Genomic DNA, 14,411 nt, shown 5'->3' with positions numbered 1-14,411 from the left:
TCACCGATTTTTTGATTTCACTGACGCTAAACAGAAAATCTTTTAACTTCACAACTTGTATTTCCGAAATTTATTAACAAACCAGTTTTTACTTTACTAGCCTTTAAATAAGATATCACTTGACTTTGAAAAAGTTTCGGCATTATTCCGGTAACTGATTTTAATTCAACAATGATTTTATTTTCAACTAAAAAATCACATCGAAATTTACCTACAGATTGTCATTGAAATAAAACTGTAAATTCTTTTTCATATTCAAATTTTAAATTCTCTTTATTAAATTGAAGGATAAGGGCTCTTGCGTATATTTTTTCTAAAAAACCAGGACCTAATTCTTTATGTACTTCATAACAGCATCCAATGATCTTATGTGTAAGAGTGTCTTTTACTAAATTTGATTCTGCCATATTATAGATAGATCAACAAGAAATCAGTATAATCAAATTAATCTAGGTAATCATGTACTAAACAAACTATCCACAAACTCTTTTTTATTGAAAAGCTGTAAGTCGGTCATTTTTTCGCCAACACCAATATATTTTACCGGGATTTTAAACTGATCAGAAATTCCGATAACTACACCGCCTTTGGCTGTACCATCTAATTTAGTTAGTGCTAAGGCGTTTACATCTGTTGCTTGTGTAAATTGCTTACACTGTTCAATAGCATTTTGCCCTGTAGAAGCATCTAAAACCAATAAAATTTCATGAGGTGCACCAGGTACAACTTTATTCATAACATTTTTAATCTTAGAAAGCTCGTTCATTAAGCCTACTTTATTATGTAACCTTCCGGCTGTATCAATAATAGCTATATCTTCTTGGTTAGCAACAGCAGATTGTAAGGTGTCAAACGCAACTGAGGCAGGGTCGGCATTCATGCCTTGCGATACTACTCTTACGTTAACACGCTCTCCCCAAAGTTTAATTTGATCTACAGCTGCAGCTCTAAATGTATCGGCAGCACCTAAAACAACTTTCTGTCCGGCTTCTCTTAATTGATAAGCCATTTTACCAATAGTAGTGGTTTTTCCAACACCATTTACACCAACAACCATAATTACATAAGGCTTTTGGTTACTGTAAGATGCTAAATTTTCAAAATCACTTGAGTTGTTTTCTTCTAATAATCCTTGTATTTCTTCTTTTAGGATGTTGTTGAGCTCACTGGTATTTAAGTATTTATCTTTAGCAACTCTTGCTTGTATTCTTTCTATAATTTTCAGTGTAGTGCTAACACCTACATCAGAGGTTACTAATATTTCCTCTAATTCGTCTAAAACATCATCATCAACTGTAGATTTTCCAACAACAGCTTTACTTATTTTAGAAAAAAACGTGTCTTTAGTTTTTTCAAGCCCTTTATCCAGTGCTTCTTTTTCTTCAACAGTTTTTTCTTTTTTCTTAAAGAAATCAAATAATCCCATAGGGTATAAAATTAAATAAAAAAAGCCATTCTAATGGTTATTAGAACGGCTTCAATATCATAGAAGTTTTAAATTAAGCGTTAGTGCCTTCTTTTGCAGCAACGATAGCATCTTTAATGTGATCATTGTGTGCAATAACTTCTTTAAAGGTATAAGCGCCTGTTTTAGGAGACTTAACCATAGTAATAACCTTTGAATACTCTTTACCGGTTCCGGTTTTTAGGGTTGCAACTACTTTCTTTGCCATGTTAAATATTATTTTATGCTAACAGGTAGCTATTTCTTACTTAATTTCTTTGTGTAAAGTAACTTTCCTTAAAACAGGGTTAAATTTCTTTATCTCTAATCTCTCTGGAGTGTTTTTACGGTTCTTAGTAGTGATATACCTTGAAGTACCCGCCATTCCGCTTTCTTTATGTTCAGTACATTCTAAAATTACTTGAACTCTGTTGCCTTTCTTAGCCATTCTATTTCGGTTTTAAAAGTCTTAAATTTAAATAGATCCTTTATTAATGAATCTGTTAATAGCCTCGGTAATACCGATTTTATTGATAGTTTTTATTGCTGATGTGGAAACTTTTAAAGTTATCCAACGGTCTTCTTCAGGGATATAAAATCTCTTTAATTGAAGGTTAGGATGAAACTTACGTTTGGTTTTCACGTTCGAGTGAGATACGTGGTTACCTACTAATGATGCTTTTCCTGTTAAATCACAAATTCTTGACATGACTATATCGTGTTTTCTATTAAAACTCAGTTTTACAAAGAGTGTGCAAATATCAATAAATAAAATGTATTAGGCAATAGTAAACTCAATTATTTTTAGAATTTATTTCTTCCCCTCTTTTAATCGCTAAAATCTTGTAAGCAAATGCCTTTGTAAATAGGCTTCATTTTTCTTATTAAAATTTTATTGCTAATTTGCTATAGTTTATGGAGCCAACAAAAGAAATAAAAAAGACTTGTCCAAAATGCCAATCTCATCAGGTGGTTAAAAGTGGAGTTATCAATCATAAACAACGCTTTAAGTGCAAAGATTGCCAATATTATTTCACGGTTGATAAGTTAGGTAAACAAGTAGATAATTCTTACATTATCAAAGCTTTGCAGTTATACGTTGAGGGAGTTTCTTACCGAGAAATAGAACGTTTGTTGGGTGTAAGCCATGTTTCCGTAATTAAATGGGTTAAAAAGTTTCAGTTAATAAGACCGGTTAAAACGGTCTATAAACCTTCATATAAAATACTTAAACATCAAGAATTGATAGATTTTTATGCTCAGGAAGAGAATTTAAAAGGAGCAGGAATGATTGTTACAGAATTAGGAGACAAATATATGCTCATCAAGTGGGATAGGTTTAAATAAGCTTATATATATAGTTAGCATTTTTAAGATTGTAGTTTGTTTTTAAGCGACTTTATAACAAGCTTTATAAAACTTTTATAAACCAAACAACCTAGAATTTTAATTATGTTAGAAAGTGTTCCGCAACAAAAGGTGGATAAAAAAAACCTTTGGAAAGTAATTGGTGTCTCCAGTGCAGGCACCCTCATTGAATGGTATGACTTCTATATCTTCGGAAGCTTAGCCGTTATTATTGCAACTAAATTTTTCCCGCAAGACAATCCCACAGCAGCGTTTTTATCAACTTTAGCCACCTTTGCAGCAGGTTTTGTGGTAAGGCCTTTTGGCGCATTGTTCTTTGGTAGATTAGGCGATATTATAGGAAGGAAATACACCTTTATGGTAACCTTATTGTTGATGGGCTTCTCAACTTTTGCTATAGGCTTAATTCCAAGTTATGATACTATTGGTTTTATAGCACCGGTTTTAGTTTTGATTTTAAGACTATTACAAGGATTAGCTTTAGGAGGTGAATACGGTGGTGCTGCAACCTATGTAGCAGAGCATTCTGAACCTAATAAAAGAGGTTTAAGAACAGCATGGATACAAACTACAGCCACGGTAGGTTTATTTATTTCGCTTTTTGTGATTCTGATAACCAGAAATTCTATGGATAAAGCTTCTTTTGAAGACTGGGGATGGCGTGTACCTTTCTTAATTTCTATTGTAATGGTAGCCGTTTCTTACTTCATCAGAAGAAATATGGATGAATCTCCGTTGTTTAAGAAAGCTAAAGCCGAGGGTAAAACCGTTGCTAATCCTTTAAAAGAATCATTCGGGAAAAAGTTAAACTTCAAATTTGTTTTGCTAGCCTTATTTGGTGCAACTATGGGTCAGGGCGTGGTATGGTATACCGGGCAGTTTTATGCCTTATCGTTCTTACAAACTGTTTGCCATATAGAATTTGATCAAACCAATTATATCATTGCTTTGGCTTTGATGTTAGGAACGGGTTTTTTCGTGTTTTTCGGTTGGTTATCTGATAAAATAGGCAGAAAAGGTATCATGATGGTGGGTATGCTTGTCGCGATTTTAACTTACAGACCAATCTATGATAAAATTTATCAGACAGCAGATGTAACTAATAAAGTAGAACTTCAGGATAAAGTGCAAACAGATCTTGCAGTTTCACTTAAAGAAGGTACTTCAGATTCTATCAAAACTGTAACCACAACCAAATCTTATACTGATGGAACTATTTATACCGAGATATCAGAACAAGTTATTTCATCATCAGCGCAAGCGAGTAAAGCTAAAATTACAAAAATAGTAAATGTCGGTAATGAAAGCTTTTATATTCTTGTTGCTTTAGTATTGATTCAGGTTATTTATGTAGCCATGGTTTATGGCCCAATTGCAGCATTTTTAGTAGAGATGTTCCCAACCAATATCAGGTATACTTCTATGTCTTTACCTTACCACATTGGAAATGGTGTTTTTGGTGGATTATTACCTGCTATTGCTACCTATTTAGCATCGCAAGCTACTACAGCTAACGAGGCCGCCGCAGCTGCTGGGCAGGTATTACCTTTTGATAAGCCTTATCTGGAAGGTTTATGGTATCCAATCATTATTGCTGGTGTATGCTTTATTATAGGTGTACTCTACATTGGTAAACAAAAAGCTATGAACGATTAATTTTAAAAGACATGAATTTTATAAAAAGAATATTAGGAATAGTATGGATTCTTCTGGGTATTGCAGCTGGTTATTATTTGCTGGTTAGTCAAGCTCTTCCAAAATTTGCTACTGGCAGTACTGAGGATTTAGTGCCAGCCATTATTTACTGCTTTATTTTAGCCCCCATTATAGTAGGAGGCATGTTTGTTTTTGGCTTATACGCTATGCAGGGCGAATATAATCAGGAAGATTAGTAGAAATGAGAGAGCGATTAATGAATGAAAAGTTAGTTTTCTTTAGCGCTATATTTTGTGTGCTGTTGCTATATCCTGTACTTTCTATTTTTAATCGCTCTTCTTTAATTTGGGGTATCCCTACCTTGTATTTATACCTATTTGTTGCTTGGATTTTCATCATCGCAGTATTGTTTTATGTGGTAAGAAAGGATAGTCGAGAATAGATATGAATACTTTATTGGTTGTCATATTTTCTTTTGGTTACCTGCTTTTACTGTTTGGTGTGGCTTATTGGGCCGAGAAAAAATCAAACCAAAAAAGCACTACGCTGAAGCCTTACGTTTATGCACTTTCTATGGCGGTTTATTGTACCGCATGGACTTTCTATGGCAGCATTGGCAGGGCGGCAGATTTTGGTCCTGATTTCTTAGCTATTTACATAGGGCCTACCATTGCAGCACCGCTTTGGTTCTTGATTCTCAGGAAGATGATAAGAATCTGCAAGGCGCAAAGAATAACCTCCATTGCTGATTTTATTTCTGCCCGTTATGGTAAAAACACCTCTTTAGGTACTTTAGCAACTATTGTTTGCGTGTTAGGCGTAATTCCCTACATTTCCTTACAAATAAAGGCCATTGCTATAACCTTTGCTTTTTTAGTTAATCATCCTCAGCATACCAATTCAAATTCAAGCATCTCTTTATTAAGTAATATTCCCTTTTGGATAACTGTTTTACTAGCTGTTTTCATCATCATTTTTGGTACACGTAAAGTAGATTCAACAGAAAGACATGAAGGGATGGTTACCGCCGTAGCATTTGAGTCGATAGTGAAATTAGTAGCTTTTTTAGTAGGTGGAATTTTTGTTATTTTCTTTCTTTTTAATGGGTTTGATGATATTTTTAGCAGAGCAGCCGCCATACCCGCACTACAAAAGAGTTTTACTTTTGACGCTTCTTACAATTATACCGATTGGTTGGTAATGTGCATCCTATCTATGTTTGCGGTATTGTTATTACCAAGGCAGTTTCAGGTTTCGGTGGTAGAGAATGTTGATGAAAAACACCTTTATAAAGCTATTTGGTTATTTCCTCTGTATCTCTTAATCATTAATTTATTTGTATTACCCATAGCTTTAGCAGGGCAGTTACTACCTACATCATCAAGCTTTGAGGCTGATTTTAGTATACTCTCTCTGCCATTTGTACACCATCATCAAGGGGTTACTTTATTGGTTTATTTGGGAGGTTTTTCTGCAGCAACAGGGATGATTATTGTGGAAACTATTGCTTTAAGTACCATGCTGAGCAATAATTTGTTGATACCACTCATTCTTAAAGTAGCTCCTTTTAAAAAGATTTTCATCCATAAAGTAGAGCGTTCTATCAAAAACATCAGAAGGTTATCAATCATCCTAATCCTGCTTTTAGCTTACGCTTATTTTGCTGAGATAGCAGAAAGTTACTCGCTAGTTTCAACAGGTTTAATTTCTTTTGCCGCTGTAGCACAATTTGCACCTGCTGTTATTGGTGGGATGTTTTGGTCTAGGGCCAATAAAAATGGCGCTTTAATGGGTATCATCAGCGGTTTTACCATATGGTTTTTTACATTAATTATCCCGGCCATTATTGGTGCGGGTTTATTACCTAAAGAGATATTAAGCGACGGTTTGTTTGGTGTTTACCTGTTAAAACCCAACCAATTATTTGGTTTGGCAGCTTTTACGCCATTAACTCATGCCTTTTTTTGGAGCATGTTTATCAATATTTTACTTTACATTTTAGGCTCTTTATATACTAAATCAAGCAATCAGGAAGAAATACAGGCCGAGCTTTTTATCAACGTATCAAAATATAAAGCTGCTTATGAAACATCGTTAAACAGAACAGGGCAAATCAAAATAAAAGAAATTAAAAGCTTGATGGAGCAATTCTTAGGGCAAGAGAAAACCAAGCAACTCTTAACGCATTTTTCTAGGAGGTATCAACTTAATTTATTGCAAGAAGACACCAATGCCGACCAACGCTTGATTACTTATGCAGAGAAAATTTTATCGGGTGTTATTGGTTCTGCATCATCAAGAATATTAATAGAGTCTATTGTTAAAGAAGAAGAAATAAGCTTGAATGAAGTTGTAGAAATCCTGAAAGAATCTCAGCAATTTATCAGCTTAAACAAAGAACTACAACAAAAATCAGAACAACTAAAAAAGCTTCTGATGCCTTAGAACTGGCCAATATGCAAATGAAAGAAGCAGAAATTATTAAAGATGATTTCCTGTACAGCATTACGCATGAGCTACGCACACCGCTTACTTCTATAAGAGCCTTCTCTGAGATTTTATTCGATAACCCGGAGTTAGATACCTTACAAAGACAACAGTTTTTAGCCACCATGATTAAGGAAATTGAGCGCTTAAGTAGGTTAATTACTCAGGTTTTAGATTTAGAGAAATTAGAATCTGGTAAGCAAAATATAAAGCATCAGGAAATAGCTATTAAAAAATTAGTAGAAGATGTCTTGCATGCTTTATCTCAGCTAATTAAAGATAAAAATATCACCTTATCTATATCTTTTCCAGAGCATCTTCCTTTAGTTTATGGAGATCAGGATTTACTATCCAGGGTGGTTAACAACCTGGTTTCTAATGCTATTAAGTATTGTAGTACAAAGGATGGAGAGATAAAAGTGATGGTTTTAGAGGATGAAGGCTTTATAAAAATAAACATCACAGATAATGGTGAAGGCATCCCTGACAAGGATAAAAATTACGTTTTTAACAAGTTCTATCAAACAGAAAATCAAACCAAAAAGGCAGAAGGAAGTGGTTTGGGCTTAGCAATTTGCAAGAAAATTGTGGAGTTACATCAAGGCGAAATTGGTGTAACTGATGCCGCAACATCTGGTACTTGTTTTTATTTTACATTACCTATAGAGATTAAATGATGAGTATAGCTAGAAAAGTTTTAATTGTTGATGATGACCCAGCCATAGTGATGTCTGTAGAGTTTTTATTAAGAAAAGTAGGCTACGAAGTTTTTATTGCTTTAAGCGGTACAGAAGCTATAGTGAAGATAAAACAGCATGAACCAGAATTAATATTACTGGATATTATGATGCCCGATGTTAACGGTTACGAAGTTTGTGATTTTGTGAAGCAAAGCGAAGTTTACAAACATATAAAAGTGATTTTTATTTCGGCAAAAAGTAAAGATGAGGATATTAAATTGGCGTATAGTAAAGGAGCAGATTTGTTTATCATAAAACCTTTCTCTACCCGCCGTTTGATAGAGAAAATAACAGCATTAAATAAGGAAGATTATAAAACAATAAAATAAAGAGAAAAATGGATTTAAGCATCAAGTCGTTTGAAGATTATCAGAAAGTTTATCAACACAGTGTTGAGCAGCCAGAGCAATTTTGGGATACTGTTGCAAGCAGCTTCGTTTGGAAAAAGAAGTGGAACAAAGTGTTAGACTGGAACTTTAAAGAGCCTGATATCAATTGGTTTGTTGGAGGAAAATTAAACATTACAGAAAACTGCTTAGATAGGCATTTAGCAGATAAAGGCGACCAGCCTGCTCTAATTTGGGAACCAAACGACCCCGAGGAGCATCACCGAGCTTTTACCTACAAGCAATTACACCAAAAAGTATGTTTGTTTGCCAATGTTTTAAAAAACAACGGTGCTAAAAAAGGCGATAGAATTTGTATTTACATGCCTATGGTGCCAGAATTGGCAGTTGCGGTATTAGCTTGTGCCAGAATTGGGGCTATACACTCGGTAGTATTTGGTGGTTTTTCTGCCCAATCTATTGCAGATAGAATACAAGATGCTAATTGTAGCATGGTTATTACTGCCGATGGTTCTTACCGTGGTACCAAAGAAGTGCCCTTAAAAAATGTGATGGATGATGCTTTGGTGCAATGCCCATCTGTTAAAAGAGTTATTGTGCTTACCCGTAGCAGAACACCAATATCCATGATAAAAGGTCGTGATGTTTGGTGGGAAGATGAAATTAAAAAAGTGGAAACTTTGGGAATGCTAAATTGCCCTGCAGAAGAAATGGATGCAGAAGACCCCTTGTTTATTTTGTACACATCCGGTTCAACCGGGAAACCTAAAGGCGTAGTGCATACTTGCGGAGGCTACATGGTTTATGCTGGTTACAGTTTCCAAAACGTTTTTCAGTACCAGCCAGAAGAAGTTTATTTCTGTACAGCAGATATTGGATGGATTACTGGACACACCTATATCGTTTATGGACCATTAGCTATGGGTGCCACAAGTTTATTGTTTGAAGGAGTGCCAACTTGGCCAGATGCTGGTAGATTTTGGGATATTGTTGCAGAATATAAAGTAAATATCTTATACACAGCGCCTACGGCAATCCGCTCTTTAATGCAGTTTGGTTTAGATTTCGTGAAAGATAAAGATTTAAGCTCTTTAAGAGTTTTAGGTTCTGTGGGAGAGCCTATCAATGAAGAAGCATGGAATTGGTATCATGAGCATATTGGTAAAAAGAATTGTCCTATTGTGGATACATGGTGGCAAACAGAAACTGGTGGTATTTTAATATCTCCTTTAGCCAATGTTACACCCGTAAAACCTTGCTTTGCCACTTTACCATTACCGGGCATACAACCTATTTTAGTTGATGAAAAGGGCGAAGAAATTATAGGAAATGGCGTTTCTGGTAATTTATGTATCAAATTTCCGTGGCCGGGAATGCTAAGAACAACCTACGGAGACCACGAGCGTTGCCGTGTAAACTACTTTGCTACGTATGAGAATTTATACTTTACTGGCGATGGTTGTATGCGAGATGAAGATGGTTATTACCGCATTACCGGCAGGGTAGATGATGTTATTAATGTATCTGGACATAGAATTGGAACCGCAGAAGTAGAAAACGCTATCAATATGTTCTCTGATGTGGTAGAGTCTGCCGTGGTAGGTTATCCGCATGATATTAAAGGACAAGGTATTTACGCTTATGTAATACTTTCTAGAGAAACAGATGACGATGAACTAACCAGAAAAGATATCTCTATGACGGTTAGTCGTATTATTGGTGCTATTGCTAAGCCAGATAAAATACAATTTGTAAGTGGTTTACCTAAAACTAGATCTGGGAAAATCATGAGAAGAATTTTAAGAAAAATTGCTGAGGGAGAGGTAAATAGCTTAGGAGATACCTCAACTTTATTAGACCCAGCGGTAGTAGATGAGATTAAAAACGGCAGATTATCTTAGCTTCTAGTGGCATGATGCTTGGGTGAATGATATAAATATTTATTCACCCTAAAAGAAAAACATCATGGACAATTTAGAATTAAAAGGTAAGTGGAATGAAATTAAAGGTAAAGTAAAACAGGCTTATGCCGATTTAACCGATGATGATTTAACTTACCAAGAAGGCCAAGAAGATGAAATGCTTGGAAAAATACAGAACAAAACAGGTAAAACCAGAGACGAAGTGATTAATTGGTTAAGAAGTTTGTAAATATTAAGGATAAGCTAATCATAAGCTGCTTTTTTGTTACACTTATTATAAAATTTTGGTATGCACTTTGATAAATATCAAATGTAATCTTCTCTGATCGAAAGATTATTCATACGTTTAGGTTTAGGTTTAGTAAAGATTAAGGAGACATGCCCATGTCTCCTTTTTCTTTTTAATGCTTATTTTACAAATAAGCGGTCTGGGTGGTTTAAATACTGGTTATACATATTCAAAACCTTGTATTTAGAGACATAACCTATGGTATTTTCTTTTCTTTTCACTAATACGTGGTTTCGCTTTATTAATTCTGGTGCGCTAATCAATTCATTTCTAAGTTGTGCGTATTCTATTTGGAGAAAATCTTTTTCTAATAATTGTTCAGCAACAATACTATCGTATTGCTCAAAATTTTTCATTAATTCTCGTACTTTTTTTAGTTCAATAATTCCAACAACCTCATTTTGGCTGTTTAAAACTGGTATAATCGCATGGTCATGATTAGAAAAGTGTTCAATTATTTTACGTAGTGTATAGTTGGTGTACACAAAAGTATCCACAGGGTCTATAATATCACGCAAATTAATCTGGTTAAGGATAAATTTCTCCATTTGCAATGGTCCATGGCTATCTTTTGTAAGCGGATGGTGTGCATCAATATAATTCTTAAAAGTGTAAGCTATAGTTGTTGCTATCATTAAAGGGACTATTATCGCATAGCTTTGGGTGGTATCAGCAATGAGGAAAATAGCCGTTACGGGTGCCCGCATAACACATGCAAAAGTGGCAGCCATCCCTAAAAATATAAAAGTATTGCCTTCTAAATCTAGATGAGGTCCGCTTACCGCGATGATTACCTTATAAAGTAAATATCCACTTATACCGCCTGCCACTAGAGATGGTGCAAAATAACCTCCTTCGCCACCTGCGCTCAAACTCAGGCCAGTGCTAAGCGGCCGTAGTAATAGCAATACCAATAAAATCAATAATCCCTGAAAAGGAATATTTAAATTTTGGAAGATGGAATTTTTCCAAACCTCAGTTTCTTGTCCGTGTAGTAAACGATTGATGCTTACATAGCCCTCGCCATACAAAGCAGGGAAAATATAAATCAAACAACCTAAAAGTCCACCACCTATTAAAGCCATTAAATAAGGATTATTTAACCTAGAGAGTATTTTATAACAGAAACCATAAGTTTTAATCATATACATCGCTGTAAAAGCACCAACAAAACCTATTAAAACTACATAGGGTAAGCTTTCATAAGAAAAGGCCTCCACATGAGCGTCAAAACGGAGGTTTTCCCCCATAATCATCTCAAATAAAATTTTTCCTGTGGCCGATGCTATCAGTAAAGGAATGAGTAAAGCAGGGGTGAATTCAGGTAATATCACTTCTAAGGCAAATAAAAACCCGCCAATAGGGGCATTATACATGGCAGAAATACCAGATGCCGTTCCGCATCCTATTAATAAAGTTCTAAGTTGATAATTTAAGCCTAATGATTTCCCTAAATTAGAGCCAATAGATGCCCCAGAAGTAACAATTGCGGCCTCCATGCCAGAGCTTCCTCCAAAACCAATGGTAATACCTGCTGTAACAAACTTGGCATATATTAGCCTGATATTGATAAAAGATTGATGGTTTTCTATAGCTTGTATAACATGCTGCATCCCTTTAAAAGCTACCAATTTCTTGAAAATATTGCCGTTTAAAAAAGTTACCAGCAATAAGCCTATCATGGGCAAAACAAAAAATAAATAACCCGGAAAGAAACTTACCGCATAATTTTCTACCGCATAAATTATCTGTTTAATTAAAATAGCCGCTAAACCAACTATTAAACCTACTAAGGCACTTAATAAGATAACGGTTATGTTCTTGTTTTTTTGCCGACTTACAATCTTTCTTAGTTTTACCCTTAGCTTTCTTAACTTTGTGATACTTGGTGTGTTTTTAGGCATGCGTTTTCAAGGTTAATTAATAAAGAGAATAATACAGATGAGTACTAAAAAATATAAAATACTGGTAGTTAATGATGATGGTATAACAGCTCCAGGAATTAAGGCTTTAATTGAAGTGATGAAAGAGTTAGGAGAGGTAACCGTAGTTGCTCCTGATAGTCCGCAATCGGGTATGGGCCATGCCATCACTATTGGTAAACCTTTAAGAATGGATAAGGTTAGTTTATACGAAGGGGTAGAGATGTATAAATGTTCTGGTACACCTGTAGACTGTGTAAAACTAGCGGTAACCAAAATTTTTAAAGGTAAAAAGCCCGATATCTGTGTTTCAGGAATTAACCATGGTCTTAATAATTCTATTAATGTTTTATATTCTGGTACCATGTCTGCAGCTGTTGAAGGCGCTATAGAAAGTATTCCTTCAATTGGTTTCTCTTTAGATGATTACACATGGGATGCCAATTTTGAACATTGTAAAAAATACATCAAAGAGATTTGCTTACAAGTACTTAAAAATGGCTTACAGCCAGGTGTTTTATTAAATGTTAATTTCCCGGCTGGGCAGCAATTGAAGGGTATAAAAATATGCCGACAAGCAAATGCTAAATGGGCAGAGGATTTTGATGAAAGACAAGACCCTTATAAAAGAAGTTATTATTGGTTAACAGGTGTTTTCCAATCTCATGACCACGGTGAAGACTCTGATGTTTGGGCTTTAAACAATGGTTTTGTTTCTGTTGTACCCGTTCAGTTTGATATGACAGCTCATCATGCAATTTCTACCTTAAATACATGGGATTTTAATGTTTAAGAAAGATAATGTTTGGTTAGGCTTAGCACTGGGTCTTGTAGTACCTGGTATAGCCTTTTTGCTGGTGCAAGTTTTGAAAAGAAACTTAATTGTATTAGCAAAAGACGATTTGTTATACGTAGGTTGTGTAGCTTTAAATCTGGTTCTTATAAAGTTTGTATATAAAGACGAATACGAGCAAACAGTAAGAGGTATTATTTCTGCATCTTTCATTTGCGCTATCATTTTCTTTTTTTACAAATACAATCTTTAAATATTATTCATGAGATATTACATTGTAGCTGGCGAAGCTTCCGGAGATTTACATGGTGCAAACCTCATGAAAGCGCTTAAAAATTTAGACGCTGAGGCAGAGTTTAGGTTTTTTGGTGGCGATTTAATGCAGGCACAAGGTGGAACTTTGGTAAAGCACTATGCAGATATGGCTTTTATGGGCTTCCTAGAAGTACTTATGAATTTAAGAGCTGTTCTTAAAAACATTAGTTTCTGTAAACAGGATGTATTAGCTTACCAGCCCGATGTTTTGATTCTGGTTGATTTCCCTGGCTTTAACTTAAAAATTGCCGATTTTGCTAAGAAGCACAACATCAAAGTGTATTATTATATCTCTCCTAAAGTTTGGGCATGGAACCAAAAACGTGTACTCAAAATTAAAAAGGTAGTAGATAAAATGTTTTGCATTTTACCTTTCGAAGTTGATTTTTATAAAGAATGGGGTATGGAGGTTGATTACGTGGGCAATCCTTTATTAGATGCCATTGCCGCCTTTACACCTCAGGATGATTTCTTGGCTTCTTATAAATTAGGTGATAAGAAAATCATCGCACTTTTACCCGGAAGCAGAAAACAAGAACTACAATACTTATTGCCAGATATGTTGGCTGTAGCCGATAAACTGCCTGATTATCAATTTGTAATTGCCGGAGCGCCTAGTTTTAATCAAGAACATTACGATTCATTTTTAAACGGAAGGAATATTCCTGTTGTTTTTGGTGCTACTTATGATTTGTTGCACCATGCACATGCTGCTTTGGTAACTTCCGGAACGGCAACCTTAGAGACCGCTTTATTTAAAGTACCAGAAGTTGTTTTGTATAAAGGCGGAAAAATAAGTATTACTATTGCTAGGATGCTTGTAAAAATCAGATTTATCTCTTTAGTGAATTTAATTATGGATAAAGAGGTGGTTAAAGAATTAATTCAGGAAGATTGTAATGCAGCGCAAATTTTGAAAGAGCTAAAACCCCTTTTAGAAGGAGAGAAACGAGTACTTCAATTACAGCAATATCAGCTACTAGCAGATAAAATGGGTTTGCCAGGCGCTTCTGAGAAAACCGCAAAGCTTATTTATGAGTATTTGAATAGGTAAGACTTACTTTTTACTGACGAATAACTGTTTCTTTCATGACACGTGGGAATGATATTTGTAATATGTTTGTTTAA

17 protein-coding genes and 1 pseudogene are annotated in these 14,411 nt (G+C 35.0%); 12 read left to right on the top strand and 6 right to left on the bottom strand.

Annotation, left to right across the window (positions count from 1 at the left end; translation table 11 throughout):
* Nucleotides 1-26: 26 nt before the first annotated feature.
* The 5 genes and pseudogenes from FYC62_RS17560 to rpmB all read right to left on the bottom strand — a co-directional run bounded on the left by FYC62_RS17560 (nucleotide 27) and on the right by rpmB (nucleotide 2,153).
* Nucleotides 27-407: pseudogene (locus tag FYC62_RS17560) on the bottom strand (GxxExxY protein).
* Between the two features lie 50 nt (nucleotides 408-457).
* Nucleotides 458-1,426: a signal recognition particle-docking protein FtsY gene (gene ftsY / locus FYC62_RS08805; RefSeq protein WP_039447740.1), complete on the bottom strand. Its 969-nt coding sequence runs from the start codon at nucleotides 1,424-1,426 to the stop codon at nucleotides 458-460.
* A gap of 73 nt (nucleotides 1,427-1,499) precedes the next feature.
* Nucleotides 1,500-1,673, bottom strand: coding sequence for a DUF4295 domain-containing protein (locus FYC62_RS08800; protein ID WP_081659159.1), 174 nt, complete (start codon nucleotides 1,671-1,673; stop codon nucleotides 1,500-1,502).
* A 36-nt stretch (nucleotides 1,674-1,709) separates the two neighbouring features.
* Nucleotides 1,710-1,892, bottom strand: coding sequence for a 50S ribosomal protein L33 (gene rpmG, locus FYC62_RS08795; RefSeq protein WP_026902658.1), 183 nt, complete (start codon nucleotides 1,890-1,892; stop codon nucleotides 1,710-1,712).
* Nucleotides 1,893-1,919: 27 nt separating this feature from the next.
* Nucleotides 1,920-2,153 (bottom strand): 50S ribosomal protein L28, encoded by a 234-nt coding sequence (gene rpmB, locus FYC62_RS08790; protein ID WP_026902657.1) that lies wholly within the window; start codon nucleotides 2,151-2,153, stop codon nucleotides 1,920-1,922.
* Nucleotides 2,154-2,359: 206 nt separating this feature from the next.
* On the opposite strand from rpmB, the gene FYC62_RS08785 reads away from it, so the two are divergent.
* The 9 genes from FYC62_RS08785 (at nucleotide 2,360) to FYC62_RS08750 (ending at nucleotide 10,193) form a co-directional block, all read left to right on the top strand.
* Entirely contained in the window at nucleotides 2,360-2,791 is a 432-nt protein-coding gene (locus FYC62_RS08785) for an IS1 family transposase (protein WP_149074683.1), read from the top strand.
* Nucleotides 2,792-2,896: 105 nt separating this feature from the next.
* Nucleotides 2,897-4,468: an MFS transporter gene (locus FYC62_RS08780; protein WP_149074682.1), complete on the top strand. Its 1,572-nt coding sequence runs from the start codon at nucleotides 2,897-2,899 to the stop codon at nucleotides 4,466-4,468.
* Nucleotides 4,469-4,479: 11 nt separating this feature from the next.
* A complete protein-coding gene (locus FYC62_RS08775; RefSeq protein WP_026902654.1) occupies nucleotides 4,480-4,704 on the top strand; it encodes a DUF6814 family protein in 225 nt (74 codons plus the stop codon).
* Between the two features lie 5 nt (nucleotides 4,705-4,709).
* Nucleotides 4,710-4,910: a hypothetical protein gene (locus FYC62_RS08770; protein ID WP_081987539.1), complete on the top strand. Its 201-nt coding sequence runs from the start codon at nucleotides 4,710-4,712 to the stop codon at nucleotides 4,908-4,910.
* 2 nt (nucleotides 4,911-4,912) lie between these two features.
* Nucleotides 4,913-6,913, top strand: coding sequence for a sodium:solute symporter family protein (locus FYC62_RS08765; protein ID WP_205943701.1), 2,001 nt, complete (start codon nucleotides 4,913-4,915; stop codon nucleotides 6,911-6,913).
* Between the two features lie 11 nt (nucleotides 6,914-6,924).
* Nucleotides 6,925-7,632, top strand: coding sequence for a sensor histidine kinase (locus FYC62_RS17320; RefSeq protein ID WP_205943700.1), 708 nt, complete (start codon nucleotides 6,925-6,927; stop codon nucleotides 7,630-7,632).
* Nucleotides 7,629-8,024, top strand: a complete 396-nt coding sequence (locus FYC62_RS08760) for a response regulator (protein WP_149074681.1) — start codon at nucleotides 7,629-7,631, stop codon at nucleotides 8,022-8,024. The genes FYC62_RS17320 and FYC62_RS08760 overlap by 4 nt, the downstream gene beginning before the upstream one ends.
* 8 nt (nucleotides 8,025-8,032) lie before the next feature.
* Nucleotides 8,033-9,943 carry an acetate--CoA ligase gene (acs, locus tag FYC62_RS08755; protein WP_149074680.1) on the top strand — a complete coding sequence of 637 codons (1,911 nt, stop codon included), beginning with the start codon at nucleotides 8,033-8,035 and terminating at the stop codon, nucleotides 9,941-9,943.
* 64 nt (nucleotides 9,944-10,007) lie between these two features.
* Nucleotides 10,008-10,193: a CsbD family protein gene (locus FYC62_RS08750; RefSeq protein WP_039447721.1), complete on the top strand. Its 186-nt coding sequence runs from the start codon at nucleotides 10,008-10,010 to the stop codon at nucleotides 10,191-10,193.
* Between the two features lie 179 nt (nucleotides 10,194-10,372).
* Here FYC62_RS08750 and FYC62_RS08745 read toward each other — a convergent pair whose 3' ends face one another.
* The gene (locus tag FYC62_RS08745; RefSeq protein ID WP_149074679.1) at nucleotides 10,373-12,157 is read right to left on the bottom strand and encodes a chloride channel protein; all 1,785 of its coding nucleotides are present in this window, start codon (nucleotides 12,155-12,157) and stop codon (nucleotides 10,373-10,375) included.
* Nucleotides 12,158-12,194: 37 nt separating this feature from the next.
* Here FYC62_RS08745 and surE point away from each other — a divergent pair, with 37 nt between their 5' ends.
* The 3 genes from surE to lpxB are packed head-to-tail and all read left to right on the top strand — an operon-like array spanning nucleotide 12,195 to nucleotide 14,337.
* The gene (surE, locus tag FYC62_RS08740; RefSeq protein ID WP_039447717.1) at nucleotides 12,195-12,968 is read left to right on the top strand and encodes a 5'/3'-nucleotidase SurE; all 774 of its coding nucleotides are present in this window, start codon (nucleotides 12,195-12,197) and stop codon (nucleotides 12,966-12,968) included.
* Entirely contained in the window at nucleotides 12,961-13,221 is a 261-nt protein-coding gene (locus FYC62_RS08735; protein WP_039447715.1) for a hypothetical protein, read from the top strand. The genes surE and FYC62_RS08735 overlap by 8 nt, the downstream gene beginning before the upstream one ends.
* Nucleotides 13,222-13,230: 9 nt before the next feature.
* Nucleotides 13,231-14,337, top strand: a complete 1,107-nt coding sequence (lpxB, locus tag FYC62_RS08730; protein ID WP_149074678.1) for a lipid-A-disaccharide synthase — start codon at nucleotides 13,231-13,233, stop codon at nucleotides 14,335-14,337.
* Nucleotides 14,338-14,411: the final 74 nt, after the last annotated feature.

Origin of the sequence: Pedobacter aquae (assembly GCF_008195825.1) — a bacterium.
In the GTDB taxonomy this organism is placed as follows: domain Bacteria; phylum Bacteroidota; class Bacteroidia; order Sphingobacteriales; family Sphingobacteriaceae; genus Pseudopedobacter; species Pseudopedobacter aquae.
This window is presented reverse-complemented; position numbering and strand designations above follow the sequence as displayed.